Raw genomic sequence first — 16878 nt, 5'->3', positions numbered from 1 at the left:
AAGGTCCACCATGAGATCGGCGGCATTCCTGTCGGGACTGCTGATGGCCATGCTGGTCGCGGGGTGCGCGACGTCGGCCGTCGAGAGGGTCGCGGCAGCGGGCGAGAGCGGTTGCGCGGAACTGCTCGCCGCCGTCGATGCCGCCGTCGAACGCAGCGGTGTCGGGGATGCCCAGGCGGCGAGGATCCCGGGGTTCCGGCCACTGCGCACCGATCGCTGGCTGGCGTCACATGGCAATGATCTGGAGAAGCCGGCCGCCGAGACGGCGTGGATCGGGCGTCTCCGCGCCCTCGATGCGCGCGCCCGCCGGGCCGAGCTCGCGAACCTGCCTCAGAGCGAGCGCAGTCGCCTGGCGGACCCGCTTCCCGGCGTCGAAACGCTGGAGACACGGGTGGAGTCATGCGCGGAAAGGCTGTTCTCGCAGATCGCCGGTGATCCGAATGCGCGGGCATCCCTGCCGCCGGCCGCCAAGGTCGCGGACGAGTACCGGACGGCATGGCGGGCTCTCGGGTTCTACCCGCTCTCGTCGATCTTCGTCGGGCACGGCATCGCCGACTATCACGCGCAGACGCGCGCCGACTTCGGGCGTCCGCTCGATCGGCTGCCCCGCCGCGGCGACCTGACCCGGTATCGGCCGTCCGACGCGCGCATGCTGTCGGACGACGATATCGCCGCGCTGCTTGCCCGCGTCCCGCGCGACCCGCTCGGGATACCCGATCCCGGTCCGGCCGAGATGGACCGCCTCTTCGAGCACTTCGCGCCCGTTCTGGAGATCGACGTGGTCTCCCGGGACGACCGGCCCGGGGCGCCCGTCTGGGAGGAAGATCCACGCCCGCAAATCGATACGAACGATCCCGTCGTCTATCGACTCGCCTCGCACGTGCGCCACGAGGGCACGGCGCTGCTGCAACTCAACTACGTCGTCTGGTTTCCCGCGCGCCCGCCGGCCGGACGGTTCGACATCCTGAGTGGGCACCTGGACGGGCTCACGTGGCGGGTGACGCTCGGGCGAGATGGACGGCCCTTGCTCTACGACGCGATGCACAACTGCGGCTGCTATCACATGTTCTTCCCGACATCCGCCCTCGCGCTTCGCCCCGAGCTCGACCGCGGCGCGCTCGAGCCACCGCTCGTGCCGCAGCAGGCCCCGGCGCTGGGTGCCGGCGAGCGCGCGGTGATCCGCATCGCGCACGGCACGCACTACATCGAACGCGTTTACGCGACGCGCGGCGCGCAAGGCGTGCCTTACCGGCTCGACCACTACGACGCACTGCGCTCGCTTCCGCGCCCGGACGGGACGCGGCGCAGCCTGTTCGCTCCCGACGGCATCGTGCCCGGCACCTCGCGCGCCGAGCGCTGGGTGATCTGGCCAATGGGGGTACCGGCGCCGGGGGCGATGCGTCAGTGGGGCCACCACGCGACCGCCTTCGTGGGCCGGCGTCACTTCGACGATCCCGATCTCCTCGACGCGCTCTTCGTGCCGGTGGCTCGGACCGCCCGATGAGGCTGATGATCGCGATGGCGCTGATCGCCGCCACCGGGCTCGCGGCCGACGCGCGCGTGACGGTCGGCGCGTTCTCGCGCGGCGAGCTGGACGGGTGGGAGGAGAAGCAGTTCAAGGGGAGGACCGAGTATCGGCCGAACGAGATCGCCGGCACGCGGGCGCTCGCGGCCCACAGCCGCGAGGCGGCCTCCGGGCTCTACAAGAGGGTGCGGATCGATCTCGCGCAGACGCCGTACCTGCACTGGTCGTGGCGCATCGAGCGCACCCTCGGCGATCTCGACGAGACCACGCGGGCGGGCGACGACTACGCGGCCCGCGTGTACGTGGTGGTTTCGGGCGGCGTGTTCTTCTGGAACACCCGCGCCGTGAACTATGTCTGGGCGAGCCGCCTTCCCCAGGGCGCGACCTGGCCGAACGCCTTCACGGCCAACGCCCGAATGATCGCCGTGCGCTCCGGCGACGCGCTCGCCGGCCGCTGGGTAAACGAGCGACGCGACGTGCGCGAGGACTTCAAGGCGCTCTTCGGGATGGACGTGCGCCATATCGATGCGGTCGCGATCATGACGGATACCGACAACAGCGGCGGCGAGGCGCGGGCGTACTATGGAGACATCTACTTCGACGCCGACGGTTCCGGCGGGCCGCTCGCGCGGCTGATCGTGCGCTTTGCGCCCGGCGTCGATCCGAACAGCGCCGAAGCGCTGAGCGCGGTCGGGCGCGCCGTCCACGCCGAGATCGAGTACGTCCGGCCGCTGTCGGCCGGGGCGCACGTGCTGCGCGTGCGCGCGACGGATGGCGCATCTCCGGACGAGTTGCGCCGGCGACTGCGGGAGCGTCCGGAGATTCTCCAGGCCGAGCCCGACCGCACGCTGCGCGGCGGCTAGGGTTCGATCTCGTCGAAGCTGCGCGCAACCGGATGAGCGGGGCGGGCCGGCGCGTCGCCGTCCCGGATCAGCCAGCACACGGCGAATCCCGCGGCGGCGGCGGCATCGAGCTCTTCCTTCACGTCGGACAAGAACAGGATGCGCTCGGGCGGCGACCCCAACGCCTGTGCGATCCGGCGGTACGATTCCGTCTCCCTCTTGGGGCCCACGGTCGTATCGAAGTAGCCGCTGAAGAGCGGCGTCAGGTCGCCGTAGGGGGTATGCGCGAAGAGGAGCCGCTGCGCCTTGACGGAGCCCGAGGAGTAGACCCACAGCCTCAACCCGCGCCGGTGCCAGGCGCGCAGTCGCTCGACCGCGTCGGGGTAGACGTGACCCTGGAAGTCTCCGCGGCGGTAGCCCTGCTCCCAGATGAGCCCCTGCAGTGCCTTGAGCGGCGTGATCTTGCGGTCTTCGTCGATCCACCGCACGAGCTGTGCCACGAGGCCGTCATCGTCCAGGGAAACGCCGGCCGCATGTCGGGCCTCGACCAGCTGCCGTGCCACCTCCGGCTCGCGCCCGTGTTCCCGCACGAATGAGGCCATGCGGCTGCGCGCATACGGAAAGAGCACGTCCTTCACGAACGAGAGAGAGGACGTGGTGCCCTCGATGTCGGTCACGATCGCCTGGATCACGAGCGGTCCTCCGGGAGCCGGGCGTCGACCTTAAATCGAAGCCGCAGAGGGGGCAAGCGCCGGCGCGCCTGCCTGCGTCAGCGCCGCACTTCGGCCTGCGCGATTCGCCGGAGAGGAACCTTGACGGTGATCTTGCCCGTGTCGTAACGGCGCTCCACCAGCGCGACGCCGCCCGTGACGTCGGTGAGTACGCCTTCGCGAGGTTGCCGGCCGGGCTCCTGCAAGCGCACGTAGTGATGGAGATAGCGCCCGAGCTCGCCGACCGGGATGGTTCGGTACGGTTGTTCGGTTGGCGGTCGGTCGATGCGCACGGGGGGACCGGACGGCGCCCGCAGCGGGCTCGCTGGCGCGGCGATTTCCCTCGGCGGTTCCGGAGCCGGGCGCACGGGTGGCGGCTCTCCGTACCGGAAACTGAGATCCTCGATCGCCCTGTCGTTGACGGCGAGCGCCGCGTTCAGCTGCCAGAGCACGTCCTCGGGCCGATACAAACTGATCCCGCGCGGATCGAAACCCTCGTTGGGCCTGAGCACCACGTGCCACTCCGCGTTCGGCGTCTCGAGGAAGTTGCGGTAAGCCTCGCGCAGGCCGGGGCCCGGCACGATACCAAACTGGCGGCTGAACATGCCGTAATCGAGCTCCGCCTGCACGTACGCGGCGTCGCCGATCTTTGCCGCCTGCGTGCAAAACCGTCTCAGGCGATCCTTGTATCCGAGGTCCTTGTAGCGCAGGTCGAGCTCCTTCAGTGCGGGAGGTCCGGAGAAATCCGGGATGCCGTTGCCGGCGGCGAGGACCATGCGTGTCTTCACCCGCACCATGTCGTCCACTTCGAAGCCGGTGTCGAGGACCAGGTTGCCGGAGGCGCGATCGAGTCGGTAGCTGATCTCGCCGTCGGCCGTGAGCGCCTCGTAGCCCAGACGGGAGAGGATGGCAAACCCCTCGGTGGGTTGATGGCCGCAATTCGGGTTCGTTTGCGGCACGCCGGCCGAGGCGGCGGCGGTCTGCGACAAGCGATCGGCGAGCCGCAGAAGAGCGCCGTCGGTGGCGACGTTCAGGTCATCGAAACGTACGCTCAACGCCGCGGGCGGCTCCTTGCCGCCGGACTGCCGGGCCAGGTTCAACAGACCCATGAAGTTGCCGGTGCTCAGCGACAGCGTGCGGATGGTCACGGTGTCGGGCACGCCCGTTGCCTCGAAGGTCAGGCGTTCGACCTGCACCGTGCCGGTATGGAGTGTCGAACTGATGGTTCCGTACTCGATCTCCCCCAGGATTGCGGCGAGCTCGATCGCACGTTCCACCACCGCGCGGGTCTTGTAGTAGACGTAACCCTTCGCGGCCCCATAGCCCGCGGCCACCGCAAGGACGGCCGTGAGTACCGCCCTCCCGATTCTCATCGACTGGAAACCGTTGGTGACCCTGTGACGTTATGGGCTGAGAATAGGCAATCGACCGCTCAGCGGCAAGACAAGAGCGCACGCGGCGCCGTGATCCGGTTACGGGCGGGCGGCTGCTGCCGTCGTCATCGCCGGCTCATTGCGCCGACCGGGCATCGCGCGTGGAGCGCGCGATCGACGGCGCCGTGGCCTTCGCTTGCGGACAGCGTCACTCCCAGCGTGCGGTAAGGCGCATTCGGCGGCGCGGGAGCTCGATCACCCCGCGGCGACGCCGGATCTCCCGCAGATAGAGCTTTGCAGTGCGAAAGCCCAGACGAAAGGACCGGCGGAAGTATTCGACGTGATCGAGTTGGCCGCCTTTCAGGCCGTGCTCGAATCCCGCACAAAAGCGCTCGGGCAGGAGATGCGGGGGGATCGTGACGCCGATCTCCCGAGGCGTCGGATACCGTGTGGACGAGGCGCTGTGAGGACGCATGGCGTCACCTTCGCATGAGGGTTCACTCCTTAATATAGTCACGCGGCGAAGCCTGCGGCATCGGGACTCGACCGGAAAAGCCCTTTACATGGCGAGCGGCGATCCTTTAGCCTTGCGGCGGTCCCTGCATCCGCCGCCGAGACATGCGACAACAACACACCAACAACGGGCTCGGCCGCGGTCTGGCATGCCTGGTTCTGCTCTTCGCGTTGCTTCCCGGATGCGCCACGACGGCGCGCGACGGGGACGCACCCGCTTCCTACGATGCCCCCGAGAACGCCGATCCGCTCGAGCCGTTCAACCGGGCGATGTACACCTTCAACGACAAGTTCGACCGCTACCTGCTGAAGCCGGTGGCCAAGGGTTATCGGGCGGTGATGCCCGCGCCCGTCCGCCGCGGTGTCTCGAACTTTTTCGCCAACCTGACCGAGCCCCTCGTCGCGCTGAACAGCGCCCTGCAGGGAAAATGGAGCGACGCCGGCTCGGATCTCGGCCGGTTCGCAACGAACACCACGTTAGGGCTCTTCGGACTGTTCGACGTCGCCACGCGCTTCGGGCTCGAGCGCCACAACGAGGACTTCGGTCAGACCTTCGGCGTATGGGGCGTGGGGGAAGGGCCGTACCTGGTCCTGCCCTTTCTCGGGCCCAGCAACTTCCGGGACGGGTTCGGGCTCATACCTTATTACTACGCGCATCCCGTCACGTACATGGAGGAGCAGAGCACCGCCTACAAGCTCTACGCGCTCGAGGCGGTCGACACCCGCGCTCGCCTGCTCGACGCGGGCGACATTCTCGATCAGGCGGCCGGCGAGGATCCGTACGTGTTCGTGCGCGAGGCCTACCTGCAGCGCCGGCGCAACCTGGTCGCCGACGGGGCGGCGCCGACCGCGGTCGATCCCGCGATCCTCTTCGAGGAGGAGCAGCCGCCCGCGCCGCCGAACGGCGGGTCGTGACGCCCGGTCGCCTCGCGCTCGGACTTGCCGCCGTCCTTGCGTCGGCGGCGGAGGCACGGGTCGGAGGCGAAAAGGACGGATTGCGCTACGCGATCGTCGCGCGGACGCCCGCGCAGATGGCGGCGTTCTACGAGGCGCGCGGCTTTCCGCCGGCGGCGATCCGTGAGCTTTCCCGCGCCTGTTTCTTCACCGTCACCCTCGTCAACGAGGGCCGCGGTCGCGTCTGGCTCGAGCTGGATCGCTGGCGACTGCGCAAGGCAGACGGTACGCCGGTCGCGCGCATCTCGCGCAACGACTGGCACGCGCGTTGGGAGGAGCTTCGTCTTCCGGCGCCGCAACGCTCCACGTTCGGCTGGACCCTCCTGCCCGAGACCCGCGACTTGCATCCTGCCGAGCCGGTGGGAGGAAACCTCACCGTCGTTCCGACCCCCGATACCTTCACCCTGACCGCGCGCCTGGCGACGGGCGAGGCGAAGAAAGGCCGCGATATCGTCTTCCAGGTCCCGGGTCTGAGCTGCGAGGGAAGCGAACGGTGAGCCGCATGCTTCGCATCGGGTGGGTCCTCCTCGGGATCTGGGCCGGCCCGGTCTGGTCGGGTGCCTGTCCGACCGCCGCGCCGCCCGGGCTGATCGCCCTCGATGGCCGGCCGGCCCCGGGTCTCCGGCTCCCGGACCTCGACGGGCGCACGGTCGACCTCAAGGCCTTTCGAGGGCGGTGGGTCATGGTCCACTTCTGGGCCAGCTGGTGCGCCCCCTGCCGGCGCGAGATGCCCGCGCTCGCCCGCGCGGCCGCCGGTTTCGGCAAGGACATCGCCCTGGTTCTCGTCAACACGGCGGAGACCGAGGAGGAGGCGTTCGCCTTCCTGGGGGCGGTGGCCCCGGACCTCCCGAGCCTGCTCGACAGAGACGGGTCCGCGACGGAGCGCTGGCAGCCGCGGGGGCTGCCCGCAAGCTTCTTCGTCGATCCCGGGGGCCGGCTCCGCTGGATCGCCTTGGGCGGGCGCCCCTGGGACAGTCCGGCATACGCGCGCTTACTGGCCCGCATTCCGGCCTGCTAGCCCCTTCTCGGCCCTTTGTTTCGTCGGGACAACCGGTTAGAATGCCGCGCTTTATCCGGCCGGCCCGACGCGGGCCAGCCGTTCGAAGAGGAAAAATCCTGATGGTTACGATACGCCTGGCACGAGGCGGCGCGAACAAGAAGCCGTTCTACCGGATCGTGGTCGCCGACCGGCGCCGTGCGGCGCAGGGCAAGCCCATCGAGTCGGTCGGTTTCTTCAATCCGCGGGCGGCCGCGAACGAGGAGCGCCTTCGGCTCGACATGGAGCGGGTGCAGTACTGGCTCAAGCAGGGCGCGCAGCCGAGCGAGCGGGTCGCCGATCTCCTCAAGCGGGCCGGCAACGCCTGAGATCTCCGTGTCGAGCGGACCGGCCCGTCGCATCGCGGTCGGCCGCATCGTCGGAGTGTACGGGGTGCGGGGCTGGGTCAGGGTCCACTCCCATACCCGCCCGCGTGAAGCCATTCTGGATTACAGCCCGTGGCTGATCGAGCGCGACGGGCGGTGGGAGGCACGCGAGGTCGAGGAAGGACGGATCCACGGCAAGGGCATTGTCGCGCGGCTCGCGGGCTGCATCGATCGCGAGCAGGCCGCCGGTCTCATCGGCGCGGAAGTGGCGGTCGAGCGTGCACGGCTCCCGCAGACAGCGGCCAGCGAGTACTACTGGGCCGACCTCGAAGGGCTCCGGGTGGTGAATCTCGAGGGACATGAGCTCGGGACGGTGAGCCATCTCTTCGAGACCGGCGCGAACGACGTCATGGTGCTGCGCGGCGAACGCGAGCGTCTCATCCCGTTCGCCAAGCCCGTGGTCCAGCGGGTCGCGCTCGATGAGGGTGTGATCGTCGTCGATTGGGATGTCGAGGACTAGGTCGGGCGGCATGCGGATCGACGTCGTCAGCATCTTCCCGCCGATGTTCGACGCCGTGGCCGGTTTCGGGATTACCGGCCGCGCGATCCGGAACGGAATACTGACGCTGCGGGTCTGGAACCCGCGCGACTACACCGAGGACAAGCATCGCTCGGTGGACGACCGGCCCTACGGGGGCGGACCGGGGATGGTGATGCGGCCCGAGCCGCTCGCCCGGGCGATCGCGGCGGCGCGATCGGACGACCCGCGCGCGACGCGGGTGCTGTACCTGTCGCCACAGGGGCGGCGGCTCGATCACGCGGGCGTGGTCGAGCTCGCGGCGCGCGATCGGGTGATCCTCGTGGCGGGACGCTACGAGGGCGTGGACGAGCGGTTGCTCGAGACCGCGGTGGACGAGGAGTGGTCCATCGGCGACTTCGTGATCTCGGGCGGCGAGGTCGCGGCGATGGCGATGATCGATGCGATCGCGCGCCAGCTGCCCGGGTCGCTCGGCGACGAGGACTCGGCGGAGCAGGACTCGTTCGCGACCGGGCTGCTCGATTGCCCGCACTATACGCGGCCCGAGGTGTACGAAGGTCGCGCGGTGCCGGAGGTGCTGCTGTCGGGCGACCACGAGCGCATCCGGCGGTGGCGCCTGAAGCAGGCTCTGGGGCGGACCTGGCTGAGGCGTCCGGACCTGCTGGCGCAGGCGGTGCTGGACGGGGAGAGCCGGCGCCTGCTCGAGGAGTTTCAGAGCGAGTGGCGCCGGCACGAGACGGAAGGGCGATAGAGACGGAAACGGTTACGGGAGATCCGCCGCGGCGGATCCAGTCTGAAAACGGGGAGTAAACCCATGAGCAAGATCCTGCAAGACATCGAAGCGCGGCAGATGAACGACAAGAAGGTGCCGGAGTTCGCCCCTGGCGACACGGTCACCGTTTCGATCCGTGTCCAGGAAGGGGAGCGCGAGCGCCTGCAGGCCTTCGAGGGCATGGTGATCGCGCGGCGCAACCGCGGTTTCAACTCCTCGTTCACCGTCCGCAAGGTCTCCTACGGCGAGGGCGTCGAGCGCGTATTCCCGCTTTACAGCCCGTCCATCGCCAAGATCGAGGTGAAGCGCCGCGGCGACGTGCGCCGCGCGAAGCTCTATTACCTCCGCGGCCTGGCCGGCAAGGCCGCTCGTATTCGCGAAAAAGTCTGACCCCGTGCCGGCAGCCAGCCGGATGGGTTAAGCTTGGGCGCGTGCCGAATCGCGCGCTCAAGCCTCGCCGGGCGTTCCATCCGTCGGCGCTTCGTTCCCTTCTCCTTTCCGTTTTCCTTCTTCCCGGCGGCCCCGCGGTGGCCGGCGATCCGGTGCTCGAGCGCGTCGATGCCATCGTCGCGGCCGGCGCGCCCGAGCTCGCGTTGCGTCTGCTCCAGGACTCGCCCGCACCCCCGCCCGTTCCCGGCGAATCCCGCTGGGAGGACCACGAACGCCGTCGGCTGCAGATCCACCGTTCATTGAACGACGTCGACGGGATCGCCGCGCGCCTTGCGGCGCTCCCCGCATCGGCATCTCCGGCGTTGCGGCGCTACGCGCTCGGACTGCTGGCCGAAGCGAAGATCGAGGCCGGCGACGCCGAGGGCGCGCACCGGATCCTCCAGCAAGTGATCGAGGAGAACCCGGACGAACAACGCGAAGCGCTCGCCCGGCTCGCGGCGCTCGCGCTCGACCGCGGTCGGCTGCAGGAGGCGCGGTCGCTGCTCGATCGTGCCGGCGCAGACGGGGCCTCCGAGGACATCCAGCGTCTGCGGGCCGAGATCGACCTCCGGGAAGGCCGACCTCGGGCCGCGCTCGCGCGCGCCTCGGCGCTCGGATCGGCGGAGGGCCGACTGCTCGCGCTGACGGCCGCGCTGCGGGCCAAGACCCGTCCGCCGGGCGAGGTGCTGGCGGACGCGCAGCGCCTCGCCCAGGCGAAGGAAACCGCACCGTCGCTGCGGCGCGCGGCCTGGACGTTGCGCGCCGAAGCTGCGCGCCGCGCCGGGCAGCTGGTGCGCGAGATCGGTTCCCTGGAGCAGGCGTTGGCGCTCCCCGGCGCCGGGGGCCACGCGTATCTCGCCGCATCGGCCGACGATCTCTGGGCGGCGTACGGGCGGCTCGCGCAGGCGGTGGGGCGCGGCGCCGGACTGAGCCAGGACGACGCGAGCGCCTGGCTGGCCCAGGCCGAGGCGTACGCCACGGAGGACGGCCATTATGCGCGCGCCCTCTATGCGTTCGCCGCCCAAACCGCCGGGGTCGACACGGCGCGGGAGGCGGCGCAGGTCGGTCTCGCGGAATCCCTCCTGGCGGCCGGTCTTCCGGCGACGCTCGATGCGCTTTACCCGCCTTCGATGCAAGCCACGCTGCCGGCCGCGGTCCGTCAGCGTCTGCTCGACGCCGCGCTCGCGCGCGGCGATTTCAAGCACGCGGTCGCGCTCATGGACGGGCTGCCGCCGCCTTCCGGCGATGCCGCTTCGCGCTGGAACCTGCGGCGCGCGCGCGTGCTGCTCTACGCCGGTTACCGGCACGAGGCGCTCGTGCTGCTGAGCGGTCTGCTCGACGGGCCGGGGATCGACGAGGGCTTCGCCGGCGCGTACCTGCAGGTCGTGTTCGACCTGCAGGCGCTTGAGCTGCACCAGGAGGCGCTGGTCCTCATGGAGGCCGTCTACAAACGCGTGGATAATCCACGGATGCGCCGCGAACTGCTCTATTGGCAGGCCGACTCCCTGACCGCGCGCGGACGTCATGCCGAGGCGGCCGAGTACTACCTGCGCTCGGCGACGCACGGGGGTGCCTCTCCGTCCGACCCGTGGGGTCAGGCGGCCCGCTTTCGTGCCGCCGAGGCGCTGGTACGCGCCCGCCTCGTCTCGGACGCGCGCTCGATCTACGCGGCCCTGCTGACACAGACGACCGATCCCGCCCGTCGCGCGGCGATCGAGCAGCAGATGCAACAGCTATGGCTCACCGGGAAGGCTACGACGCCGTAGTACCGGCGCCCTTCGGGCGCGTCGGCGTACGCCTCCGCGAGGGGCGCGTCGTCGACATCGGTTTCCTCCCCGCGCGCGCACGCCTGCGGAGGTCTCGCGATCCCGTGGTGCGCGCCGTCTGCGCGGAGCTCGGACGCTACTTCGCCGATCCGACCCACACGCCAAAGGTACCGCTCGCGCTGGACGGCACGCCGTTCCAGCGGCGTGTCTGGGGCCTGCTGCGGCGGATTCCGAGCGGCCGGACCGCGAGCTACGGCGAGCTCGCGCGCCGCCTCCGAAGCTCGCCGCGCGCCGTGGGCGGCGCCTGCCGTGCGAACCCGGTGCCCATCGTCGTGCCGTGCCATCGGGTGGTCAGCGAGGCGGGGCTGGGCGGCTTCATGGGCCGTCGCTCCGGCCCGGCGATGCGGATCAAGGAGTGCCTGCTCGCGCATGAGCGAAGACGATAACGCGCTGATCGACCGCTTCTGCGACGCCCTCTGGATCGAGGAGGGGCTGAGCAACCAGACGCTCGCCGCCTACCGCAGCGACCTCGCCGGGGCCGGCCGGTTTCTGGCAGCGCGGGGTGCGAGTCTGGCCACGGCCACCCGGGAAGACCTGCGTGCCTATCTGGCCCACCGCCAGGCCGCCCACGCGAAACCCCGCACCGCGGCGCGCCTGCTCTCGTCCCTGCGGCGCCTGTACCGCTGGCTGCTGCGCGACGGACGACTGCAGGTCGATCCCACCGCGCTCCTCGACTCCCCGAAGCTGCCGCGCTCGCTGCCGAAGTCGCTGAGCGAGGAGCAGGTCGAGCGGTTGCTCGGGTCGCCGGACACGGGCACGGCCAACGGCCTGCGGGACCGCGCGATGCTCGAGGTGCTGTACGCGACCGGGCTGCGTGTCTCCGAGCTGGTCGGTCTCGCGCTATCGCAGGTGAGCCTCAATCAGGGGCTCGTGCGCGTCATCGGCAAGGGCGACAAGGAGCGCCTGGTGCCGCTCGGAGAGGAGGCGGTCGCCTGGCTGTACCGGTACCTGGGCGAGGCGCGCGGGCGGCTGGCGAAGCGGCGTCAGACCGACGCGGTGTTCGTTACGGCGCGTGGCGGGCCGATGACCCGCCAGGCCTTCTGGCACAACCTCCGGCGCCATGCCCGGCGGGCCGCAATCGAGGTGCCGCTCTCACCGCACACACTGCGGCATGCCTTTGCGACCCATCTGTTGAACCACGGCGCCGATCTGCGCGTCGTACAGATGCTGCTCGGGCACGCCGACCTGTCGACGACGCAGATCTACACGCAGGTCGCTCGCGCGCGGCTCAAGGAGTTGCACGCACGTCATCATCCGCGAGGGTGAAGCAGAGGGTGACCGGCGATTCGGTGACGCCGTTTCAGTGATGCAAGCGAGAGCGGCCCGGGAGATCGAAATCCGAATCGATCCGGAAGACCTCGACGTTGCTGTCGTGCTTGTAGCCGAGCACCAGCGCGAGCTTCTGGACCAGTTGCCGCCAGTGTATCGATTTCACGCGCCGGCGCCGCAAATCGTTGAGTCGCGTCTCCAGCGTCCCGAGCTCGCGGTCGAGGTCGGGGAGCGAGCGGAAATAGAGCCAGGACAGAATGGCGAGCCCCGCGGTGAGCAGCTTGATCGGCCAGCCGGCGGCCGGCAGGCCCAGCCAGAACATGCCGGCGAGGATCGCGCCGGACACGAACAGCAGGCCGTATCGCAACGACTGGGTGCGCTGCCGCCGGTTGGTCGCCATGTCGGCGCGCAGTGAGGCCTCCGCGTCGCGCGACTTGATCGAGTAGTGGTAGTGCAGATCCCGCATCATGACCAGGATGCGGAGCAGCCGCTCTCCGTGGCGCTTGTTCTCGATGCCGATGGAGTCGATGACGCCCTGGAGGGCGTCGCGGAACTCGCGGTAATCCGGCGTCGCGGCGGGTTCCGGAAAGCTGTCCAGGCCGTGATTGATCAGGTAACGCAGCTCCAGCACCTGAGCGACGTCCATGGGGAATCGCAACCCCGCGATCGTGTGGTACACGGTCTCGAAGGTCTCCGGCGAGAGGTGCAGCGTCGAGAGATCGGCGCCCGTTGTGATATTGGCCTTCATCGCTTGTTCTTCGGCATTCCGCTTTTGCGTCACGGCCAGCCGGTGGAAGGTACCGGCGGGGCGGTGAACGTCACCGTCCGATCGTCTATGGTGCCGGGGAGGTCAACGAACGAAGACGCCGCGGCGTAGCATTTCCCCTTCGACGCGCGGCCTGTTACCGGTGGACTCGGTGTCGATGTCCCCTCGGGACCGAGCCGGGCTGCCTCCCGCGAGCCATAAACCAATGATCGCCCGTAAGGGTGGAACGCGCAACCCGGCCGGAGACCCCGCCCGACAGCCGAAAAGCGGCTCCTGGACGCTCAGCTGTCCCTCCGGAAGGGATGCAGGGTCGCCGGCAATCCGCCGCCACGACCGAGGCTCGCCTCGGCTCCCGGGCCGCTTTCGCCCGTCACCCACTCGATCTCGCTCTGAGGGAGCTCGGCGAGAAACCGGCTGGGGCGCCTGGCCGCCACTTCGCCGCCCCGTCGCCGGCGCTCGGCCAGCGTGAAGCTCAGCGTGTCGCGGGCGCGGGTCATGCCGACGTACAGCAGGCGGCGATCCGCCTGGATCATCGACTCTTCATCGCTGCCCGGCAGGAGACCTTCCTCCATGCCGGGAATGATGACGTGGCGGAACTCGGTGCCCTTCGCCTCGGCGAGCGTCATGAGGGAGACGGCGTCTCCCGGCGGCTCTTCGGATTCCAGGCCGAGCACCGCGTCGTGGCGCAGCTTCTCGTAAATCTCGGGCAGACGGGCAGCGGGCCGGCGCCGGATGAATCGCTGCAGGATGCCGATCAGCGCGAGCACATTCTCCATGCGTCCCTCGGCGATCTTCCGATCGTTGCACGTATCCTGCAGCCACTCCTCGTAACGCTGTCCGTTCAGCAGATCGCGGACCAGCGCGATCGGATCGTCGACGGTGACGCGCTCGATCAGTCCCGCGATCCAGGTGACGAAGGCCGTCAGCGCGGAGAGGTGCTCGGGCGCGAGGCGGGAAGCCAGCCCGCGATCGCGCGCCGCGCGCAGCAGGTTCGTGCCCGTCGCGCGCGCGTGTCGCTCGAGCTCGTCGAGGGTGGCACGGTCGACTTCGCGCCGCGGGGTGTTGATGACGCGCACGAAGGCCTCGTCGTCGGCCGGATTGCAGAGCAGGCGCAGACCGGCCAGGACGTCGCGGACTTCCACCTGGTCGAACAAGGCCGGCGCGTCCTGCATATAGTATGGTATGCGGCGCTGGCGAAGCGCCCGCTCGATCGGGCCGGACTGGCAGGGGTGGCAGAGAAGGATCGCGTAGTGCCTGAACTCCGTCCCGTTCGCGGACTTGTGCGCGAGCAGGGCGGCGACCAGGCGCTCGGCCTCGTGCTCCTCGCTCGGCGCACGGTATACGCGGAGCGGCTCGCCGTAGCTCCGGTCGGACCACAGCGGTTTCTCGCAGAGGGGTGCGCCGTTGTGCGCAATCACGCTGTGGGCGGCCTTCAGTACCCGGCCCGTCGAGCGGAAGTTCTGTTCCAGCCGGATATGGCGGAGCGCGGGAACCTCCTCGCGCAGCCTGAGGAGGTTCTCGGGACGGGCGCCGCGCGCCGAGCCGACGCACTGGTCGTCGTCGCCCGCCGCGGTGAGGAGCACCCCCTCATCGATGAGGCGACGCGTCAGCAGGTGCTGCGCGGTGGTCGTTTCCTCGTATTCGTCGACGAGCAGATAGCGCAGCCGGCCGCGCCAGAGCCGACCGACGCCCGGTCGTCGGCCGAGCAGCTGCAGCGGCCGCAGGGCCAGGTCGCCGAGATCGAGGGCATTGGCGGCCTGAAGGCGTTCCTCGTACTGCGCATAGAGCCGCGCTGCCCGGTCCCGGGCATCGTGGGCGCTCGGGGGCACGGGCGGGAGATACGCATCGCGCTTGAAGCGGGCGATATGCGCTTCGATCTCGCGCGTGAGATGCGCCGTATCTTGGCCCTCCTCGGGCATCAGGCGCGCCAGCAGAGCACGGCTCTCCTCGGGCGTGTAAACGGAGAAGCCGGGCCGCAGCCCGAATTCCTCCAGACTGGCCTGCACGAGCCGGAGTCCGAAGGCCGGAAAGGTGGAGATGAAGATTTCCTGGGCGGGGCGGCCGTGAATCAGGTCGGCGAGCTGCGTGCGCATGAAACGGGCGGCGCGCGCGCAGGAGGCGAGCAGCCCGATTTCGTCGGGCGGAACCCCGTATTCCCGAATCAGCCAGGCGGCCTTGTGAACGAGGAGGGAGGTTTTCCCGCTGCCGGCCCCGGCGAGCACCAGGAGCGGACCATTGACGTACTGTATTGCGGCCTTCTGTGAGGGACTCAGGTCTGACAACGCCGCAATGCTTTTATTGTGCGGAATCGCGCCATGGTTGGCCGACGATTCTAACCCAAAGCTTTGCCTTTACCTAACAAATCCTGACGTCGTCGGAATTTTTTACGCGCCGATTGTCTTTCGACGCGCAGCCGAACCGCCCTCACCGCAGACCCACTTCGTGGTTGGCGCGAGGCAGGTAGTCTTCCATGAGCGGGAAGGCGCTCAGATCTTTCTCGATCGCCGCGCGCAGGAAGGCGTCCACCCACCAGAAGACGTCGTAGGTGCGGATCGAGCGTCGCATCCGGCGCATGCGCCACCGGCGCTCGTCGAGCGGCATGCGGAAGGCGGCCACGATCGCTTCGGCCGTGCCTTCGATGTCGTAGGGATTGACCAGCAGCGCCCAGTGCTGAAGCTGCGCCGCGGCGCCGGCGAACTCGCTCAGGATGAGGACCGAGTCTTCGTCGGTCGAGCAGGCGCAGTACTCCTTGGCCACGAGGTTCATGCCGTCCTTGAGCGGCGTCACCAGGGCGATTTGCGCCGCCCGGTAGTACGCAATGAGCTCCTTGCGGGAGAGGTTCTGGAACACGTAGTGGATGGGCACCCAGCCGCCCGGCTGCGTGAACCGGCCGTTGATGCGTCCCACGATTTGCTCGATCCGCGTTCGCAGCTCGTGGTAGCGGGGGATGTCCTCGCGGCTGGGGACCACCACCTGGATCAGGGTCACCCGCTGATGCAGCTCGGGATAGCGGGCGAGGGCCGCGCCGAAGGCCTCGAGCCGGTCGGGAATCGCCTTGGTGTAGTCGAGCCGGTCGACGCCGAGGATGAGCTGCCGGTTCGGCAGAAGCTGCCGGAGCTGCGCGCCCTTCTCGGCGATGGCCGGGCTCCCCGCCTCCCGCGCGTAGGCGTCGTAGTCGATGCTGATCGGGAAGACGCCGAGGCGCACCTCGCGCCCGTTCATCCGCGCCAGCATCACCTGGCCCTTGCCGTGGATGCCCGCGTCCTTCACCAGGGCGCGGACGCACTGGATGAAGTTGCGGCGGTCGCGCAGGGTCTGGAAGCCGATGACGTCGTACTCGAGGAGCGCCCGCAGGAGCTGGAAGCGCCAGGGCAGCTTCAGATAGATGTCGAGCGAAGGGAAAGGCGTGTGCAGGAAGAAACCGATGCGCGAGCTGACACCGCGGCCGCGCAGCTCGGCGGCCACGTTGATGAGCTGGTAATCGTGCACCCAGATGAAGTCCCCCGGCTGGCTTTCGTCGAGCACGGCCCGCGCGAACTTGCGGTTGACCTCCTGGTAGACGCGCCAGTAAGAGGGGTCGAAGTTGCAGTGCGACTGCAAGTCGTGAAACAGCGGCCAGATGATCTCGTTCGAAAAGCCCTGATAGAACTTGTGGACTTCCTCGGGGGTCAGCACGACGGGGACGAGCGTGTAACCTGCCTCCGAAGACGTGAAGGCGTGGCGGACCTCTTCCACGTTCGCGTGCGCGCCGGGCCAGCCGATCCAGACACCGCCGCGATCGCGCAGCACCGGGAGCAGCGCGGTGACGAGCCCGCCCGCGCCCGGCGTGATCCGCCACTCTCCGTCCTCGCCCTTCGCGAGAATGAATGGCAAACGGTTGGAGACGACGACCAGGCGTTCTTTGCGTGCTGGGAGCGGCATGCAAGTCCTTTCGACGACCGGGCGGGACCGGTCGATTCGGCCTGAAGGGGGTGGAATTATTGCACGGCCGCCGGGCGC

The 16878-nt window shown here is 69.2% G+C and carries 18 protein-coding genes; 12 read left to right on the top strand and 6 right to left on the bottom strand.

All coding sequences use genetic code 11. The features are described 5' to 3' along the window. Positions 1-10: 10 nt before the first annotated feature. Entirely contained in the window at positions 11-1504 is a 1494-nt protein-coding gene (locus tag SVA_RS11735) for a hypothetical protein (RefSeq protein ID WP_096461400.1), read from the top strand. After that, positions 1501-2388, top strand: coding sequence for a DUF3047 domain-containing protein (locus tag SVA_RS11730; RefSeq protein ID WP_096461399.1), 888 nt, complete (start codon positions 1501-1503; stop codon positions 2386-2388). The genes SVA_RS11735 and SVA_RS11730 overlap by 4 nt, the downstream gene beginning before the upstream one ends. Here SVA_RS11730 and mtnC read toward each other — a convergent pair. The 3 genes from mtnC to SVA_RS11715 form a co-directional block, all read right to left on the bottom strand. Beyond that, positions 2385-3059 (bottom strand): acireductone synthase, encoded by a 675-nt coding sequence (mtnC, locus tag SVA_RS11725; RefSeq protein ID WP_096461398.1) that lies wholly within the window; start codon positions 3057-3059, stop codon positions 2385-2387. The two genes, SVA_RS11730 and mtnC, sit on opposite strands and share 4 nt — an antisense overlap. A 77-nt stretch (positions 3060-3136) precedes the next feature. Beyond that, the gene (locus SVA_RS11720; protein ID WP_148665455.1) at positions 3137-4450 is read right to left on the bottom strand and encodes a hypothetical protein; all 1314 of its coding nucleotides are present in this window, start codon (positions 4448-4450) and stop codon (positions 3137-3139) included. A 208-nt stretch (positions 4451-4658) separates the two neighbouring features. Continuing rightward, a complete protein-coding gene (locus tag SVA_RS11715; RefSeq protein ID WP_096461396.1) occupies positions 4659-4925 on the bottom strand; it encodes a hypothetical protein in 267 nt (88 codons plus the stop codon). Between the two features lie 143 nt (positions 4926-5068). Here SVA_RS11715 and SVA_RS11710 point away from each other — a divergent pair, with 143 nt between their 5' ends. The 10 genes from SVA_RS11710 (at position 5069) to xerD (ending at position 12110) form a co-directional block, all read left to right on the top strand. Continuing rightward, entirely contained in the window at positions 5069-5878 is an 810-nt protein-coding gene (locus SVA_RS11710) for an MlaA family lipoprotein (RefSeq protein WP_096461395.1), read from the top strand. After that, the gene (locus tag SVA_RS11705) at positions 5875-6414 is read left to right on the top strand and encodes a hypothetical protein (RefSeq protein WP_096461394.1); all 540 of its coding nucleotides are present in this window, start codon (positions 5875-5877) and stop codon (positions 6412-6414) included. The genes SVA_RS11710 and SVA_RS11705 overlap by 4 nt, the downstream gene beginning before the upstream one ends. A 5-nt stretch (positions 6415-6419) precedes the next feature. Beyond that, a complete protein-coding gene (locus SVA_RS11700; RefSeq protein WP_231971911.1) occupies positions 6420-6935 on the top strand; it encodes a TlpA family protein disulfide reductase in 516 nt (171 codons plus the stop codon). Positions 6936-7036: 101 nt separating this feature from the next. Then, entirely contained in the window at positions 7037-7282 is a 246-nt protein-coding gene (gene rpsP / locus SVA_RS11695) for a 30S ribosomal protein S16 (protein ID WP_096461392.1), read from the top strand. A gap of 1 nt (position 7283) precedes the next feature. Then, positions 7284-7799: a ribosome maturation factor RimM gene (gene rimM, locus SVA_RS11690; RefSeq protein ID WP_420823885.1), complete on the top strand. Its 516-nt coding sequence runs from the start codon at positions 7284-7286 to the stop codon at positions 7797-7799. Between the two features lie 10 nt (positions 7800-7809). Beyond that, positions 7810-8568 carry a tRNA (guanosine(37)-N1)-methyltransferase TrmD gene (gene trmD / locus SVA_RS11685; protein WP_096461390.1) on the top strand — a complete coding sequence of 253 codons (759 nt, stop codon included), beginning with the start codon at positions 7810-7812 and terminating at the stop codon, positions 8566-8568. A gap of 63 nt (positions 8569-8631) precedes the next feature. Next, complete coding sequence (gene rplS, locus SVA_RS11680; RefSeq protein WP_096461389.1) at positions 8632-8979, top strand: 50S ribosomal protein L19; 348 nt, start codon at positions 8632-8634, stop codon at positions 8977-8979. A gap of 137 nt (positions 8980-9116) precedes the next feature. Next, positions 9117-10784, top strand: a complete 1668-nt coding sequence (locus SVA_RS11675) for a tetratricopeptide repeat protein (protein WP_169924065.1) — start codon at positions 9117-9119, stop codon at positions 10782-10784. Next, positions 10754-11230 (top strand): methylated-DNA--[protein]-cysteine S-methyltransferase, encoded by a 477-nt coding sequence (locus tag SVA_RS11670; protein WP_096461387.1) that lies wholly within the window; start codon positions 10754-10756, stop codon positions 11228-11230. The genes SVA_RS11675 and SVA_RS11670 overlap by 31 nt, the downstream gene beginning before the upstream one ends. Next, positions 11214-12110 (top strand): site-specific tyrosine recombinase XerD, encoded by an 897-nt coding sequence (gene xerD, locus SVA_RS11665; RefSeq protein WP_096461386.1) that lies wholly within the window; start codon positions 11214-11216, stop codon positions 12108-12110. The genes SVA_RS11670 and xerD overlap by 17 nt, the downstream gene beginning before the upstream one ends. 34 nt (positions 12111-12144) lie before the next feature. On the opposite strand, the gene SVA_RS11660 is transcribed toward xerD, so the two are convergent. The 3 genes from SVA_RS11660 to SVA_RS11650 all read right to left on the bottom strand — a co-directional run bounded on the left by SVA_RS11660 (position 12145) and on the right by SVA_RS11650 (position 16800). Further along, complete coding sequence (locus tag SVA_RS11660) at positions 12145-12861, bottom strand: hypothetical protein (protein ID WP_096461385.1); 717 nt, start codon at positions 12859-12861, stop codon at positions 12145-12147. 299 nt (positions 12862-13160) lie between these two features. Beyond that, the gene (locus SVA_RS11655) at positions 13161-15161 is read right to left on the bottom strand and encodes an ATP-dependent helicase (protein WP_096461384.1); all 2001 of its coding nucleotides are present in this window, start codon (positions 15159-15161) and stop codon (positions 13161-13163) included. Between the two features lie 142 nt (positions 15162-15303). Then, positions 15304-16800, bottom strand: coding sequence for an alpha,alpha-trehalose-phosphate synthase (UDP-forming) (locus SVA_RS11650; RefSeq protein WP_096461383.1), 1497 nt, complete (start codon positions 16798-16800; stop codon positions 15304-15306). Between the last annotated feature and the right edge of the window lie 78 nt (positions 16801-16878).

This window comes from Sulfurifustis variabilis (genome assembly GCF_002355415.1).
Taxonomy (GTDB): Bacteria; Pseudomonadota; Gammaproteobacteria; order Acidiferrobacterales; family Sulfurifustaceae; genus Sulfurifustis; species Sulfurifustis variabilis.
The sequence above is the reverse complement of the archived record's forward strand: the minus strand, read 5'-3'. Positions and strand labels throughout refer to the sequence as shown.